Genomic DNA, 15726 nt, shown 5'->3' on the forward strand with positions numbered 1-15726 from the left:
TTTCTTTGGGTCGGGCTGCTTTCCGACTGCCGCCGTCGCCTGCGGCGTCGCGTCCGGAGAGGGGGCTGTCTTTGACCGCTTTGTCAATTTTTATACAATCTTGGAGGGACTTTCCGATATGCCTGGTTTACAGCCGGTTAGTGATGGCCTGTCTCACGATATAACTGAGGTACCCTAAGTATAGGACTGAGGCTGCCTCGGTATAGGACTGAGATACCCTCGGTCCTGTGCCCAGCCCCCCTGTCAAAGGCGGGTGTACGCATTTTTCAATATGATGAAGCGCCTGCGCCCATCCGGCATTGTGCGGTGCCCGCTTGTGGGGCGGAGGAAAATCCTGCCTGTGGGGCTCTCTGATACTTGGAATGTGCCTGTAAGTGCTTGAATAATGCGGGTTGTATTAAACGTGTATGCTGAATGAAATGGTTGTGCAGCCGTTGTCTGGTTTGTGTTATTTACTTTTGCAAAAGCGAAAACCTCATTGTCTAACTTTAAAAAGGAAAAACATGAAAAGAAACCTTATTTTCTTTCTGATGCTATGGTGTTGTATTTCCATGCATGCCCAGCATCTTACTATTACAGGTAAAGTCACAGACAAACAGAATGAGCCCATTATTGGTGCCAGTGTGGTTGTCAAGGGCACTTCCAACGGTGTGATAACCGACTTGGAAGGTTCGTTTACCATTAAAGATGTTCCGTCAAACGGAGTCTTGGCCGTTTCCTATATCGGCTATAAGGAGGTTGAGATTATAATCAATCCTTCGCAGAAATCCTATTCAGTCACATTGGAAGAAGACAATCAAATGCTGGACGAAGTGGTAGTGGTTGGTTTCGGTACACAGAAGAAGGTGAACCTGACGGGTGCCGTTGCTTCGGTGGACACCAAGAAGCTGGAATCCCGCCCCGTTACTTCAGTAGGACAGGCCTTGCAGGGTGTTGTTCCGGGTCTGAATGTCAGCATGCCTGATGCTGGTGGTAAGCTGGATGCCAGTCCTTCTTTCAATATCCGTGGTACGGGTAACTTGGGTACAGGTTCCAGTGCCTCACCTCTTGTCTTGATTGACGGTGTGGCCGGTGACATTAACCAGTTGAATCCGCAGGACATCGACAACATCTCTGTATTGATGGATGCCGCTTCGGCTGCCATCTACGGTTCGCGTGCTCCGTTCGGTGTGATTTTGGTAACGACCAAGAAAGGTAAGCAGGGAAAGACAAGTATTTCTTACTCCAACAACTTGCGCTGGTCTCGTCCGACCAATATTCCTGACATGATGGATGCTTATACCTTTGCCCAGTATTTTAATCGTGGTATGGATAACTCTGGTACGGGTGCTGCCCATTTCTTCTCTGACATTACAATGGAGCGCATCCAGCAGTACATGCGTGGCGAAATCACCACGACGGCTGACCCCTCTTTGTCGCAGAACGGTAACTGCTTCGCTTTCAACCAGAACTCCAATGACAACCAGAACTGGCCCCGTAACTTTATCGACAAGACGGCTTTCGGACAGGAACATAACTTGAGCCTGTCGGGCGGTAACGAGAAAGTGCAATATTATGTATCGGGTGCTTTCCTGGACCAGGATGGTCAGATGAACTATGCAGACGATAACAAGAAACGCTACAATGCCAGTGCGCGTATCAGTGCAGAGATTACCAAGTGGATGCGTCTGGAATTCAATAGCCGTTTCATCCGTGAAGACATTGGCATGCCTACCTTCCTGAAACTGTATGGTGACCGCTTCTTTGCCGAAACAACCAAGCTGCATCCCAATATGCCGCTCTACGATAACAACGGACACTATACCCGTAATCCGAAGCTGATGCAGCTGACGTCGGGCGGACGTTCCAACACGCAGGACGACACGTACTTCACACAAGGTAGCCTGATTCTGACTCCCGTGAAAGGTCTGACCATTCATGGCGATTTGGCCATCCGTACCGGCAGCTACGAGCATGTCTACAACGTAGCCCGAGTTTATCTGTATGACAAGAATAACAATCCTGTCCCCGAACAGTGGCTGGGCGGTGATGCCGACCTGGCAGCCGGCAAGACATGGGCCTACAGCGAGCAGCAGCGCGAAACGATGATCACTTCGTCGGCTTATGCAGACTATAGCCTCAACTTCCTGGAGAAACACAATCTGAAGGTGATGGTCGGTATGAACAGCGAAAGTTACCGATACAATAATGTATGGGCCAAGCGTTCGGACGTGATGAACGACAGCAATCCTGACGTCAACACTTCTACCGGTACGCAGAGCAACGGCGCCTACCGTGGCGAATGGTCTTCTTTGGGATACTTCGGCCGTTTGAACTATGATTTCGACGGACGCTATCTGTTCGAATTCAATATCCGTCGCGACGGTTCTTCCCGCTTCCGCGCCGACCAGCGTTGGGCTACTTTCCCCTCTGTATCGGTGGGTTGGAACATTGCTCGCGAATCCTTCTGGGAACCACTGTCCCAGTGGGTCAACACGTTGAAGCCCCGCTTCTCCTATGGTAGCCTCGGTAACCAGAATACCAATTCCTATTATCCTACCTATGCTATCCAGAATGTAACCGTAGGTAGCCCCGATGCCGGTGGACGTTGGTTGCTTACTACTGACAGCAAGTCGAACATTGCAAGTGCCCCCGGACTGGTAAGCTCTCTGTTGACTTGGGAGCGTGTGTACAGCTATAACTACGGTGTAGACTTCGGCGCCTTCAACAACCGTCTGAGCGGTTACTTCAACTACTTCATCCGTGACACCAAGGACATGGTAGGTCCGGCACAGGAAATTTCTCCGATTGTTGGCGCATCGGCTCCCAGCCGTAACAATACATCTTTGCGTACCAAGGGGTGGGAACTTCAGCTGAACTGGCAGGACCGTATCGGTGATTTCAACTATAATGTTGCTTTCAATTTGTCGGATTCCCGTACACATGTAACTGAATATCCCAATGCCAGCAAGACTCTGAGCACTTATTATGAAGGTCAGGAATTGGGACAGATTTGGGGTTATGTAACAGAAGGTATGGCTAAAACAGATGAAGAAATGGCTGCTCATATTGCCAAAGTAGATCAAAGTCAATTAGGTGGAGGCAGTGCAGGCTGGAAGGCTGGTGACATTATGTATGCCGACTTGGACGGTGACGGTAAGATTACTACAGGTGAATATACGGTAGACGATCCGGGTGATATGAAAGTAATAGGTAATAGTACTCCTCGTTTCCGTTTCGGTTTGAATCTTGGTGCAGAGTGGAAAGGATTTGATTTGAGTATTTTCTTCCAAGGTGTGGCTAAGAGAGATTATTGGTTGGATGGTATGATTTTCTGGGGTATTAACGGAGACGAATGGAGTTCTACCGGTTATGTGGAACATTGGGATTTCTTCCGTCCGGAAGGCGACCCGTTAGGCGCTAATACAGATGCTTATTATCCCCGTCCTATTCGTGCAAACAACCAGAACCATTATACTCAGACCCGTTATTTGCAGAATGCTGCCTATATCCGTCTGAAAAACCTGCAGATTGGTTATACCCTGCCTAAGGCATGGACCAATAAGGCCGGATTGGAGCGTGTCAGAGTATTCTTCTCGGGTGACAACCTGTGGACTGGTACATCCATCAGCAAGAACTTCGACCCCGAATCCCTGTATCAGAACGGTATGACTTATCCGTTGAGCCGTACGCTCTCTTGTGGTATTAATGTAACATTGTAACCTATAAAAGCATTTATGATTATGAAATTGAAATATATATTCTTGTTTTCTGCAGCCTTGCTGATGGGTACTTCCTGTTCAGACTTTTTGGACAAAGAACCTATTTCGGACAATGTGGACGGTAACTTCTTCACGGCCGAAAATCAATTGGAACCTTATTGCAACAACATGTATGGTCTGTTGCCCGACCACGGTACGGGTACGGGTACCTTCGGGTATTTCACGACGGACAACAACAGCGACGACATGACCACGGTCAATCAGGTGGATAACTTCCTGCCGCAGCGTGTTCAGGTGCCTTCCAGCGGTAGCTATGGTAGTTTCAGTACCATCCGCACTTGCAATCTCTTTCTGGAGCGTACCCAGGAAAACCTGGATAACGGAACGTTGAGCAATGATGACAACGTAAAGCATTATATTGGCGAGATGTATTTCTTCCGTGCCTATGTTTATTTCAGCTTGCTGAAGGCTTATGGTGACTTCCCCATCGTGACCGAAGTCTTGACTGACGGCGATTACGCAGCCAATGTGGAGGCTAACAAGCGCAAGCCCCGTAATGAAGTAGCCCGTTTTATTTTGTCTGATTTGGACAAGGCTATCGAACGTCTGTATCCTAAAACCAATAATTTTACAGCTCATCGCCTTAATCGTGAATGTGCTTTGCTGTTCAAGTCTCGTGTGGCTTTGTACGAAGCTACTTGGGAGAAGTATCATGCAGGTACGGCACGTGTGCCGGGCGGACCTGGCTGGCCGGGCGATGCCGCTTCTTTCCATACGGATCTGAACACTGAAATCAGTTTCTTCCTGGACGAGGCCATGGCGGCTGCCAAGGAGGTGGGCGACGCTTCTTCCTTGATGCCGGATTATGCGGGTCTTTACAGCAAAACAGACCTTTCGGGGCAGCGCAACGAAGTCTTGTTGTGGCGCATGTACAGCGAGGATGCCAAGGTGCAGAATCAGGTCGTAGGGGCCACGCATGGTTATGGTTCTGTTCAAACTGAAAATGGAACCTATATTTTTGTACATGGCGACAATACGGGCTTTACCCGTTCGCTGGTCGACAGCTATCTGATGGCCGACGGTTTGCCTATTTATGCTTCTTCCAATTATCAGGGTGATAAGAGTCTGGTGAGTACGATGGCTGGTCGTGACCAGCGTTTGGTGACTTCGGTTGCAAAACCCGGTGACAAGATTATGACATACAACGGTCAGAATATTATGTATCAGTATCCCGGTCTGACATCGGCTGCCGGAGGTATCCGTGTGACCAGTACCGGTTATATTCCCCGTAAAGGTTGGATAGATAACGATGTGGTGTACAACAATGCCTATCCGTTGGCATTACCCATCTTCCGTGCTGCCGAAGCCTATCTGAATTATATTGAAGCCTATTATCTGAAGAACAATTCACTGGATGACGCTACGCTTGACAAATATTGGAAGGCATTGCGCAGCCGTGCCGGTGTGGATACGGATTATAAGAAAACTATCGCTGCCACCGACCTGACGAAGGAAATCGATCTGGCCCGCTATTCGGGTACTCAGTTGGTGGATGCTACACTTTACAACATCCGTCGTGAGCGTCGTAGCGAACTGATTGCAGAAGGTATGCGTAGAGATGACCTGTATCGTTGGCGCTCTCTGGACATGATGCAGAATTATTGGATGGAGGGTATGAACTATTGGGACGAATTCCATGTAGAGTTTGAGAATGCCTGTACGGTCTGCAAGTTGTCCTATTCCGCTCCCAACGAGGCTTCCGTCAGCAAGTATCTGCGTCCTCAGGGTAAGAACGAACTTGTGAAAAAGCACAACGGTTATTGTTTTGAAACAGCCAATTACCTTTCACCGTTGTCCTATGATGTATTCCGTTTGTCGACCCCCGAAGAAGGAGGCGATGTTTCAACCTCCGTTGTCTATCAGAATCCGGGTTGGCCGGTAGAAGCAGGTGGCTTTGCCATCCAATGACGACATCATTTTTATGTATGGCTGTCCGATGAAGCCTCAAAGCGGTTCGGAATAAATTTGGGGTTACATCGGACAGCAACGAACCTTTTAGAATCGATTATTAACCAGGTGTGTCAGGGATTGCACTTTTTTTCCTATCTTTGGCACACCTTTGTTTTTCAATGGGTAAGAGTCTGCATAAATGAATCTATGAATATGGACGGCGAGTTTCGGATGACGCCTTCCTGGCGATCGGACGGAATCGTTATCTCCTTGCTGCCGGGAGCAAGCCTGATATAAATGCCCGAGGTGAACACTGACCGGACTGAACTGCCCGATGGCAGAGAAATAGGTATGAATCAATATAAAAATGTGACAGATTAAATAGAACTGATTATGAAAAAGATTATAGGGTTGTGTTGTCTCTTTGGGATGGGGCTGGCTGCTTTTGCCCAGGAAGTGTCCCGTCCCGTTCCCGCCCCTCACCAGCTGAAGTGGCACGAGGCGGAGATGGGGGTTGTGTTCCATTATGACCTGCATGTGTTCGACGGGTTGGTGTACGGGCAGGGCAACAACCGCATCAATCCCATCGAGGACTATAACATCTTCAATCCCACCCAACTGGATACAGATCAGTGGATTGAAGCGGCCAAGGCGGCCGGTGCCAAGTTTGCCGTGCTGACGGCTACCCACGAGACCGGCTTCGGCCTGTGGCAGAGCGACGTGAACCCTTACTGCCTGAAGGCCGTGAAGTGGCGCGACGGCAAGGGCGACGTGGTGCGTGACTTTGTGAATTCCTGCCGCAAGTATGATATCCAGCCGGGCATCTACATCGGCATCCGCTGGAACTCCCTGCTGGGTATACATAACTTCAAGGCCGAAGGTGGGGGAGAGTTCGCCCGTAACCGTCAGGCGTGGTACAAGCGTCTTTGTGAGAAAATGGTAACAGAGCTCTGTACCCGATACGGCGATTTGTTTATGATTTGGTTTGACGGCGGTGCCGACGACCCGAAAGGATTGGGACCTGATGTGGAGCCTATCGTGAACCAATACCAGCCGGAGTGTCTGTTCTATCACAACGTGAACCGTGCCGACTTCCGTTGGGGCGGGTCGGAGAGTGGAACGGTAGGCTATCCCTGTTGGTCCGGCTTCCCTTATCCTTATAGCCACAGCAATGCCAATGAGGGTGTGAAGGATCACAATAAACTGCTGGCTCACGGCGATGCGGACGGAGCGTACTGGGTGCCCGCCATGGCCGATACGCCCCTGCGTGGGTACAACGGCCGTCACGAATGGTTCTGGGAACCGGGCGATGATGACAAGGCTGTCTATCCGCTGGAGAACCTGATGGACATGTATGAGAAGTCGGTGGGACGCAACGCCACCCTGATTGTGGGCCTGACGCCCAATCCGGACGGAGTGATACCCGAAGGCGATGTGAAGCGGCTGAAGGAATGGGGGGAGGAGATAGCCCGCCGCTTCGGTACGCCGCTGGCGCAGACTTCAGGTAAAGCCAAGAAACTTACGCTGAATCTGAAAGACAGGCAGACGGCCAACTATTACATCCTGCAGGAAGACATCACCCAGGGAGAACGCATCCGTGCCTATCGGGTGGAAGCCCGGGTCGGCGGGAAGTGGACAACCGTGGCCAAGGGTATTTCGGTGGGACACAAGCGCATCGAGAGCTTCGAGCCCGTGGAGGCTTCTGCCTTCCGTCTGGTGGTGGAGAAGTGTACCGATACTCCGCAAATCAGGGATTTCAGCATATATTCTAATTAAATTTAAGTTTCGGTTTTACCGAAACTTGCAGGAGTTAAAGGAGTTAGAAGGAGTTATCGCCCGTCTTGGACGGGCTTAGGAGTTAAAAGCCAATAGAAAACTTAACTCCTTAACTTCTTAACTACTTAACTACCAGAGAAATATTAAATCCGAAACTTAAGTAATTAAACGGAACTTTTGACGGCCTGCGGTGAATGGACAATGGCAAGTAGTCCTCCGGATGAGTTTTGAATGGCTGACCGCTCGTCGCAGGCCGCTAACGAATACTAACCTTTAATCACAAAAACAGTTATGAACAGATTCTTGTTGACAGCATTGTCTCTGACACCTTTGGCTCCAATGTCAAACGGATGGGGGACAACAAAGAACCAGGCTGCAGAAGAGCAGAAACGACCCAACATCATCTTGTTTATGGTGGACGACATGGGGTGGCAAGACACATCCCTGCCATTCTGGACGAAAAAGACGCATTATAATGAGGCGTATGAGACTCCGAACATGGAACGGCTTGCCAAGCAGGGGATGATGTTCACACAGGCATACGCCTGTAATATCAGTTCGGCCACCCGTTGCAGCCTGATTACGGGTGCCAACAATGCCCGTCACCGTGTGACCAACTGGACATTGGAACGTGACAAGCAGACCGACCGCATGAGCGAAACTGTAGAACTGCCGGACTGGAACTATAACGGAGTCAGTCAGGTGGAGGGTATGAACAACACGTATGTGGGCACTTCTTTTGTTGAGTTGCTCCGTCAAAGCGGTTATCACACCATCCATTGCGGAAAGGCTCATTGGGGCTCTATCGACACCCCGGGAGAGAATCCTACCCATTGGGGCTTCGAGGTGAACATTGCCGGTCATGCCGCCGGAGGTTTGGCCACTTACCTGAGCGAGCAGAACTATGGCCATACGCGCGACGGGAAGGCCTATTCGCTAATGTCTATTCCGGGTCTGGAGAACTATTGGGGTACAGGCGTCTTCGCTACCGAGGCCTTGACGCGCGAAGCCATCAAGGCGTTGGATAAGGCGAAGAAGTACAATCAGCCTTTCTATCTCTATATGTCACACTATGCCATTCATGTGCCCATTGACAAGGACATGCGTTTCTTCCCCAAATATGTGCGTAAAGGCTTGTCTGACAAGGAAGCTGCATACGCCTCACTCATCGAGGGAATGGACAAGAGCCTGGGCGACCTGATGGATTGGCTGGAGAAGAACGGCGAGGCTGACAATACCATCGTCATCTTTATGAGCGACAATGGCGGCCTGGCTGCCGAACCGGGCTGGAGAGACGGTGAGATACATACGCAGAACTATCCGTTGAACAGCGGTAAGGGCTCGTTGTACGAAGGCGGCATCCGCGAACCGATGATTGTCAGTTGGCCGGGTGTCGTAAAACCGGATAGCCGTTGCGACAAATACCTGATGATTGAAGACTTTTATCCGACACTGCTCGAAATGGCCGGTGTGAAAGACTACAAGACGGTAGCGCCGCTGGATGGCGTCAGCTTTGTGCCTTTGCTGAAAGGAACGGGTGACCCCTCGAAAGGCCGTGCATTGGTATGGAACTTTCCTAACATTTGGGGCAACGACGGTCCGGGCATCAATCTGGACTGTGCCATCCGCAAGGATGATTGGAAACTTGTGTATTATTACGAAACAGGTAAAAAGGAACTGTTCAACATTCCCGAGGATATAGGAGAGAAGAACAACGTGGCAGCCCAGCATCCCGACATCGTACGCCGTCTGTCCAAAGAGTTGGGTGAGTATCTGCGTAGAGTGGATGCCCAGCGCCCCACCTTCAAGAAGAGCGGCAAACCTTGTCCGTGGCCGGACGAGTTGTAAGGATAGGGATTTACCTTCGGGAACATGCAATTGCCCGTTAAGTATAGTAAACTTGTGAAAAAGCGGCGGATTCCGTGAGGAATTCCGCCGCTTTTATTATTTCGTTTCAATCTCTTCCTTCATGTCAATCTCCTCGCCTTGTGGGTCGTAGAAGATGTATTGCAGAAACGCAAGTTTCTGGTTGGGGATGATCTTGATGTTGAATCCGTACTTCATTTGCCATTTCCGTTTCAAGGAAACCAGTCCTTGGTTCACGTAGGCGGCAACGTACGGATGGATGTGTAACGAGAATTTCTTTATCTTCAATTTGTTGACCAGGTAGTCAATTTTACTCTCTAAAGTATCTGTAAACAGGATGGACGATTTGATTTTGCCTTTCCCGAAACAAGTGGGACAGGTTTCCATTGTGTCAACGTCCATAGCCGGGCGTACCCGTTGGCGTGTAATCTGCATCAGTCCGAATTTACTGAGGGGCAGAATGTTGTGGCGTGCTCTGTCTTTCTGCATGTTTTGACACATGCGTTCGTAGAGCTTTTGTCTGTTTTCGGCTTCATTCATGTCGATGAAATCCACCACGATGATACCACCCATATCTCTCAGTCGTAACTGGCGTGCCAGTTCGTCGGCTGCCCCCAGGTTCACTTCCAGTGCGTTAGCCTCCTGCCCGTTGGCATTTTTGGTGCGGTTACCGCTGTTCACGTCTACTACGTGAAGCGCCTCAGTATGCTCAATAATCAGGTAGGCACCACTTTTGTATGAAATGGTTTTGCCGAATGACGATTTGATTTGCTTGGTGATACCGAAATTGTCGAAGATGGGGAGCTGCCCTTTGTACTGCTTTACGATGCCCGCCCGTTCGGGGGCAATGAGGGTAACGTAATCCTTGATTTCGTTGAACACAGTTTCGTTATTGACATAAATGTTCTCGAAGGAAGGGTTGAACAAGTCACGCAGCAGACCTACCGCGCGGCTGGTTTCTTCGTAAATCAGTGTAGGATACTTGGTGGCCTTTTGTACCTTGACCATGGCATCCTCCCAATGCTTGACCAAAACTTTAAGCTCTCCGTCGAGTTCAGCCACCCGCTTTCCTTCGGCTACTGTACGGACAATGACTCCGAAGTTCTTCGGCTTGATGCTCATCAGCAGTTGCTTGAGCCTTGCGCGTTCTTCGCTCGACTTAATTTTTTGTGAGACGGAAACCTTGTCGTTAAAGGGAATCAGTACCAGATACCGTCCGGCAAACGAGAGCTCGGAAGTCAGTCTGGGTCCTTTAGTTGAGATGGGTTCCTTGACTATCTGCACCACTACTTCCTGTCCGACCTTGAGTGTATTGGCAATGGTACCTTCTTTTTCAAGTTCGGGAAGCAGGGACGCTTTGCTAATGGGATTGAGTTTCTTTTTGTCGCTTAAAGTTTGTTTGATATACTTCTCTAAAGAGTTGAATTGAGGACCTAAGTCCAGATAATGAAGAAAAGCATCTTTCTCGTAACCCACGTCCACGAAGCATGCATTCAGGCCCGGCATCAGTTTCCTGACACGTCCCAAATAGATATTGCCCACCGAGAAGGAGATGTTCTGTCCTTCACTTTGCAGTTCCACCAGCTGCTTGTCTTCCAGCAGGGCGATGGAAACCTCTTTGGGCTGTACGTCTACAACGAGTTCGCTTGTCACAATATTATATGCTTATTTAATTGAAGCCCACAAGATGAACTTAGAGAATGAACTGTCAGTGCTGCATTCATTTTGAGTGCTAACTGTCTGTCTGTCCATTTGTTGTTTCCTGTCGGCCGTAAATACTATACTTAAACAAAGAACAAACCCGCGAGACATTGGTTTCGCAAGTTTGTTCTTTATTTTGTCTGTCAGACTAAAAATTACTTTTTGCTTTTATGTCTGTTCTTTCTCAGTCTTTTTTTCCGCTTGTGCGTAGACATTTTATGTCTTTTTTTCTTTTTTCCGCTTGGCATAATACTTTAATTTTATGGGTTAATACTATGGTTTATTATTTCTTCACAGAAAGAGTGAATGTCTTGGCAGGCTTGAAAGCCGGAATGTTATGTTCCGGAATGATGATTGTAGTGTTCTTGGAGATGTTGCGAGCTGTCTTCTGAGCTCTTTTCTTCACTACAAAACTGCCAAATCCGCGGAGGTAAACATTCTCATCTTTTGCCAAAGATGCCTTTACTGCTTCCATGAACGCTTCAACGGTTGTAAGTACGGTTGTCTTATCAATTCCGGTGTTCTTTGTAATTTCGTTTACAATATCAGCTTTAGTCATTTTTCTTGAAAAAAAAATTATTAATAGTTCTTCCTTAATTTTTTGGATTGCAAATATATAGCTTTTCCACGTCTCTGAAAAATATATTTCGGACAATTTTGTGAAAAAGTTGTGGGATTAAGTTTTGTTAGATGGGAAATGAGCTAAATTTGCACCATGAACAATTTTAGTGATATATTGATAGAGTGGTATGCTGTGCACAAACGTGAACTGCCATGGCGAGATACCAAGGATCCATACCGGATTTGGATTTCGGAAATTATTTTGCAACAGACACGGGTGGCACAGGGATATGACTACTTCCTGCGGTTTGTAGAACGCTTTCCCGATGTGAAGACATTGGCCGAAGCTTCTGAAGACACAGTCATGAAGTACTGGCAGGGGTTGGGTTATTATTCCCGAGCACGCAACCTCCATGAAGCGGCACGTAGCATGGATGGCACGTTTCCAACAACTTACGAGCGAGTTCGGGCCTTGAAGGGTGTAGGCGACTATACAGCAGCAGCCATCTGTTCCATTGCCTACAACTTGCCATACGCCGTGGTGGATGGCAATGTCTACCGCGTTTTGTCCCGCTATTGGGGCGTCGACCTTCCCATTGATTCCACCGTAGGAAAGAAGCACTTTGCGGCTCTGGCTCAGGAGATGCTCGACATTTCCCGCCCCGCCGTCTATAATCAGGCCATCATGGACTTTGGAGCTCTCCAATGCACGCCTCAATCTCCTGCCTGCCTTTCTTGTCCTTTGGCTGAAACCTGTTCTGCCTTCAGGGCTGGTACGGTTACCAGCCTACCGGTAAAACAACACAAGGCCAAAGTGACGGAACGCTTCTTCAATTACATATATGTACGTGCGGGCGCGTACACTTATATACACAAACGTGCAGACAATGACATTTGGAAGAACCTTTACGAGTTGCCCTTGGTCGAAGCCGATTGTGACTTGTCGGAAGAAGAGTTCCTGGCTCATCCCCGTTTCCGTGCTCTGATAGCTGACGGCGAGACTCCTGTGGTACGTTCCTTGTGCCGCGATGTGAAACATGTGCTTTCTCACCGCATTGTCCGTACCAATTTCTATGAGCTTCTTCTTCCGGAAGAGACCGCCTCCTTTGCCGGTTTCCTGCGTGTGAAGGCTTCACAGCTGGATCAGTATGCGGTGTCCGGTCTGCTTCATTCATTCTTGGAGAAATATGGATAAAAGTGATTTTACTTAAGTTTCGCAAGTGAGAATTGAAAGTCGGCGAAGCCAAACTTGCAGGAATTAAAGGAGTTATCGCCCACCAAGGTAGGCTTAGGAGTTAAAGCCAATAGACAAGAGAATGAAGAACGGAGAAATGAAGAATGAGGAATGAAGAATTTATTCATCGCTTACCATTTATCATTAACCATTTACCATTCATAAAAGGTATCGGCTTAACTCCTTAACTACAACCCGTTAGTAAACTTGTGAAACTTAAATGATTTTATTCTTGTTTTATGAGATATTTCTAGCTAATTTTGGGGCAAAATAAATAGAAGAAAACAATGGGAATCAATAAGGTGATATTGTTGGGAAATGTAGGCAAAGATCCTAAAGTAACCTATTATGATGGTGGAAATTGTGTGGCGCAGGTCTCTTTGGCCACTACTGAGCGTGGATATACGCTGCAGAACGGCACTCAGGTGCCTGACCGTACCGAGTGGCATAACCTGATATTTCGCAATCGCTTGGGCGAGGTGGTGGACAAATACGTCCACAAGGGAGACAAACTTTATGTAGAAGGCAAAATCTACACTCGTTCCTACGATGACCAAAGTGGTATCAAACGCTATGTGACCGAGATTTTTGTGGACAACATGGAGATGCTCTCTCCCAAGAGCACGACTCCTGCCCCTCAGCCAGTACAGGCCCAGCCTGCTTCCTACCGACCTGCACAACCGCAGGAAACACCTGCACAGGAAAGTCCGGCAGACGACTTGCCTTTCTAAACATGTTTAACTAAAAACTACCTCTTTGGATTCTGACTCTTTTTTATGCCAATTGACAGATGCCTTTAGCGGCATATCCGTACAAACGCCTTCTGTTGCAGCTATTATAGCCGTTATATTGGCAGGTTTGCTCCTGCTCGTTTCCGGTTTTGCATCTGCATCCGAGATTGCTTTCTTCTCGCTTTCTCCAGCCGATTTAAGCACCATTGCAGAGAAGAAGCATCCGGCAGATGAGAAGATCAGCCGTTTGCTTGAAGATACTGAACGGCTCTTGGCCACGATTCTGATTACGAACAATTTTGTCAACGTGACCATCATCATGCTCTGCAACTTCTTTTTCATGTCCGTCTTCAGTTTCCACTCGCCCATTGCCGAGTTTCTGGTATTGACGGTTATCCTGACTTTTCTTCTGTTGCTCTTTGGCGAAATCATGCCTAAGATTTATTCTGCCCAAAAGTCGTTGGCGTTCTGTCGCTTTGCTGCTTCGGGAATCACAATGTTCCGCTCTCTGTTCTATCCGCTCTCATCGGTGCTGGTACGTTCTACCGCCTTTCTGAACAGACATGTTGTCCGCAAGAATCACAACATTTCTGTTGACGAGCTATCTCATGCCCTGGAGCTGACGGACAAGGCCGAATTGTCCGAAGAAAACAACATCTTGGAGGGCATTATCCGTTTTGGTGGCGAAACAGCCAAGGAGGTGATGACCTCACGGCTGGACGTAGTAGACCTGGAAATACGTACTCCCTTCAAGGAGGTTTTGAAGTGCATTGTCGAAAATGCCTATTCACGCATTCCCGTTTATGCTGAAACCCGAGACAATATCAAGGGTATCCTTTACATCAAGGACCTGTTGCCCCATCTGGGTAAGGGTGACAATTTCCGCTGGCAATCGTTGATTCGTCCGGCCTACTTCGTACCTGAAACCAAAATGATAGACGACCTACTACGCGATTTCCAAGCCAACAAAATACACATCGCTGTCGTAGTCGACGAATTCGGCGGCACTTCCGGCATTGTGACCATGGAGGACATTATTGAAGAGATTGTCGGTGAAATCCATGACGAGTACGATGACGAAGAGCGTACCTACCACGTATTGAACGACCACACTTGGGTATTCGAGGCCAAGACCCTTCTGACTGATTTCTACAAGGTGACAAAAATCAACAACGAGACCTTCGATGAAGTAGCAGGCGATGCGGACACACTGGCCGGACTTTTACTGGAACTGAAGGGTGAATTCCCGTCCTTGCATGAAAAAGTGACCTACGACCGCTATGAGTTCGAGGTGCTTGAGATGGACAACCGCCGCATTCTGAAAGTAAAATTCACCATTCGCCCGCTTCCCGAGTCTGACGGTTCTAATCCATCCTGATTTCACCATGTCTCTCTATTTGCGACATACTGTAGGCACCTGCTTGTGGGGTGTGTGGCGGATGGACGAGACGCCCGATGCCCTGCGCGCCCAACTTCCGCTTGCTCTCTGCAAAGAGGCCGACCGCCGTTTCTCCGCTCCTCACCGCCGTCAGGAATGGCTTTCTGTGCGTCTGTTGTTGCAGACCCTGCTGGGCGCACCGGCCGAGATTACCTATCTGTCATCTGGCAAACCTGTTCTGACCGACGGCTCTTGCCATATCAGCATTTCTCATACCCGTGGATATGTGGCTGTCATTTTAGGTGAAAAGCCCGTTGGCATCGATATTGAGCAATACGGGCAGCGGGTACATCGGGTGGCTTCCAAGTTCATGCGCCCCGATGAGATTCCGGCTTCTTATTTAGGCGATAATACGTGGAGTCTTCTGCTTCATTGGTCAGCTAAGGAGGTTATGTTCAAATGTCTGGATACGTCTGAAGTCGATTTTAAAGCACATTTTCGTATCCTGCCTTTTATTCCACAGGATAGAGGTGAGTTTTGGGCTAGTGAGTGCCGTACTCCACAATGTCGTAGGTTTCATATTCGTTATCTGCTAGACTCTGATTTTGTGCTTACTTGGTATGCTCTATAATGTCGTTTATTATTTTTTTGCTCCCTTTTTTTGATTCCAACCGGAAAATTGATATCTTTCTTCATTAGTGTCCCGTTAAAATCGGGACAAATTAATATTAACCTATTGGCGGAATTAATTTGAATTGATAATATGTTTGGAAAGTTGCGCATATCGCTGATTTTTATTAACTTAGTGCTATCCGAATCATTAAGTTT

General features: G+C 48.4%; 10 protein-coding genes. 8 read left to right on the forward strand and 2 right to left on the reverse strand.

Annotated features, from left to right (window positions below):
• Positions 1–503: 503 nt before the first annotated feature.
• The 4 genes from Q1Y74_RS01845 (at position 504) to Q1Y74_RS01860 (ending at position 9275) form a co-directional block, all read left to right on the forward strand.
• The gene (locus tag Q1Y74_RS01845; protein WP_300812002.1) at positions 504–3701 is read left to right on the forward strand and encodes a TonB-dependent receptor; all 3198 of its coding nucleotides are present in this window, start codon (positions 504–506) and stop codon (positions 3699–3701) included.
• Positions 3702–3722: 21 nt separating this feature from the next.
• A complete protein-coding gene (locus Q1Y74_RS01850; RefSeq protein ID WP_300812004.1) occupies positions 3723–5669 on the forward strand; it encodes a RagB/SusD family nutrient uptake outer membrane protein in 1947 nt (648 codons plus the stop codon).
• Between the two features lie 411 nt (positions 5670–6080).
• Positions 6081–7427, forward strand: a complete 1347-nt coding sequence (locus Q1Y74_RS01855) for an alpha-L-fucosidase (protein WP_300812013.1) — start codon at positions 6081–6083, stop codon at positions 7425–7427.
• A 291-nt stretch (positions 7428–7718) separates the two neighbouring features.
• Positions 7719–9275 (forward strand): sulfatase, encoded by a 1557-nt coding sequence (locus tag Q1Y74_RS01860; RefSeq protein ID WP_300812005.1) that lies wholly within the window; start codon positions 7719–7721, stop codon positions 9273–9275.
• 96 nt (positions 9276–9371) lie between these two features.
• Here Q1Y74_RS01860 and Q1Y74_RS01865 read toward each other — a convergent pair whose 3' ends face one another.
• Together Q1Y74_RS01865 and Q1Y74_RS01870 are read right to left on the reverse strand one after the other, a co-directional pair.
• A complete protein-coding gene (locus tag Q1Y74_RS01865; protein ID WP_300812006.1) occupies positions 9372–10946 on the reverse strand; it encodes an Rne/Rng family ribonuclease in 1575 nt (524 codons plus the stop codon).
• Positions 10947–11277: 331 nt separating this feature from the next.
• On the reverse strand, positions 11278–11571 hold the full coding sequence (locus tag Q1Y74_RS01870; protein WP_300812014.1) for an HU family DNA-binding protein: 294 nt from the start codon (positions 11569–11571) through the stop codon (positions 11278–11280).
• Between the two features lie 138 nt (positions 11572–11709).
• Here Q1Y74_RS01870 and mutY point away from each other — a divergent pair, with 138 nt between their 5' ends.
• The 4 genes from mutY to Q1Y74_RS01890 all read left to right on the forward strand — a co-directional run bounded on the left by mutY (position 11710) and on the right by Q1Y74_RS01890 (position 15529).
• Positions 11710–12750 carry an A/G-specific adenine glycosylase gene (gene mutY / locus Q1Y74_RS01875; protein WP_300812007.1) on the forward strand — a complete coding sequence of 347 codons (1041 nt, stop codon included), beginning with the start codon at positions 11710–11712 and terminating at the stop codon, positions 12748–12750.
• A gap of 326 nt (positions 12751–13076) precedes the next feature.
• Complete coding sequence (ssb, locus tag Q1Y74_RS01880; protein WP_300812008.1) at positions 13077–13520, forward strand: single-stranded DNA-binding protein; 444 nt, start codon at positions 13077–13079, stop codon at positions 13518–13520.
• Between the two features lie 25 nt (positions 13521–13545).
• Positions 13546–14898 (forward strand): gliding motility-associated protein GldE, encoded by a 1353-nt coding sequence (locus Q1Y74_RS01885; RefSeq protein WP_300812009.1) that lies wholly within the window; start codon positions 13546–13548, stop codon positions 14896–14898.
• A 7-nt stretch (positions 14899–14905) separates the two neighbouring features.
• On the forward strand, positions 14906–15529 hold the full coding sequence (locus tag Q1Y74_RS01890) for a 4'-phosphopantetheinyl transferase superfamily protein (RefSeq protein WP_300812010.1): 624 nt from the start codon (positions 14906–14908) through the stop codon (positions 15527–15529).
• The last annotated feature ends 197 nt before the right edge of the window (positions 15530–15726 follow it).

Origin of the sequence: uncultured Bacteroides sp., assembly GCF_949298305.1 — a bacterium.
GTDB lineage: Bacteria > Bacteroidota > Bacteroidia > Bacteroidales > Bacteroidaceae > Bacteroides.

Bases quoted from the DNA above. Each gene is read 5' to 3' on its own strand.
- Q1Y74_RS01845 (WP_300812002.1), top strand. From the start codon at position 504: ATGAAAAGAAACCTTATTTTCTTTCTGATGCTATGGTGTTGTATTTCC.
- Q1Y74_RS01850 (WP_300812004.1), top strand. From the start codon at position 3,723: ATGAAATTGAAATATATATTCTTGTTTTCTGCAGCCTTGCTGATGGGT.
- Q1Y74_RS01855 (WP_300812013.1), top strand. From the start codon at position 6,081: ATGGGGCTGGCTGCTTTTGCCCAGGAAGTGTCCCGTCCCGTTCCCGCC.
- Q1Y74_RS01860 (WP_300812005.1), top strand. From the start codon at position 7,719: ATGAACAGATTCTTGTTGACAGCATTGTCTCTGACACCTTTGGCTCCA.
- mutY (WP_300812007.1), top strand. From the start codon at position 11,710: ATGAACAATTTTAGTGATATATTGATAGAGTGGTATGCTGTGCACAAA.
- ssb (WP_300812008.1), top strand. From the start codon at position 13,077: ATGGGAATCAATAAGGTGATATTGTTGGGAAATGTAGGCAAAGATCCT.
- Q1Y74_RS01890 (WP_300812010.1), top strand. From the start codon at position 14,906: ATGTCTCTCTATTTGCGACATACTGTAGGCACCTGCTTGTGGGGTGTG.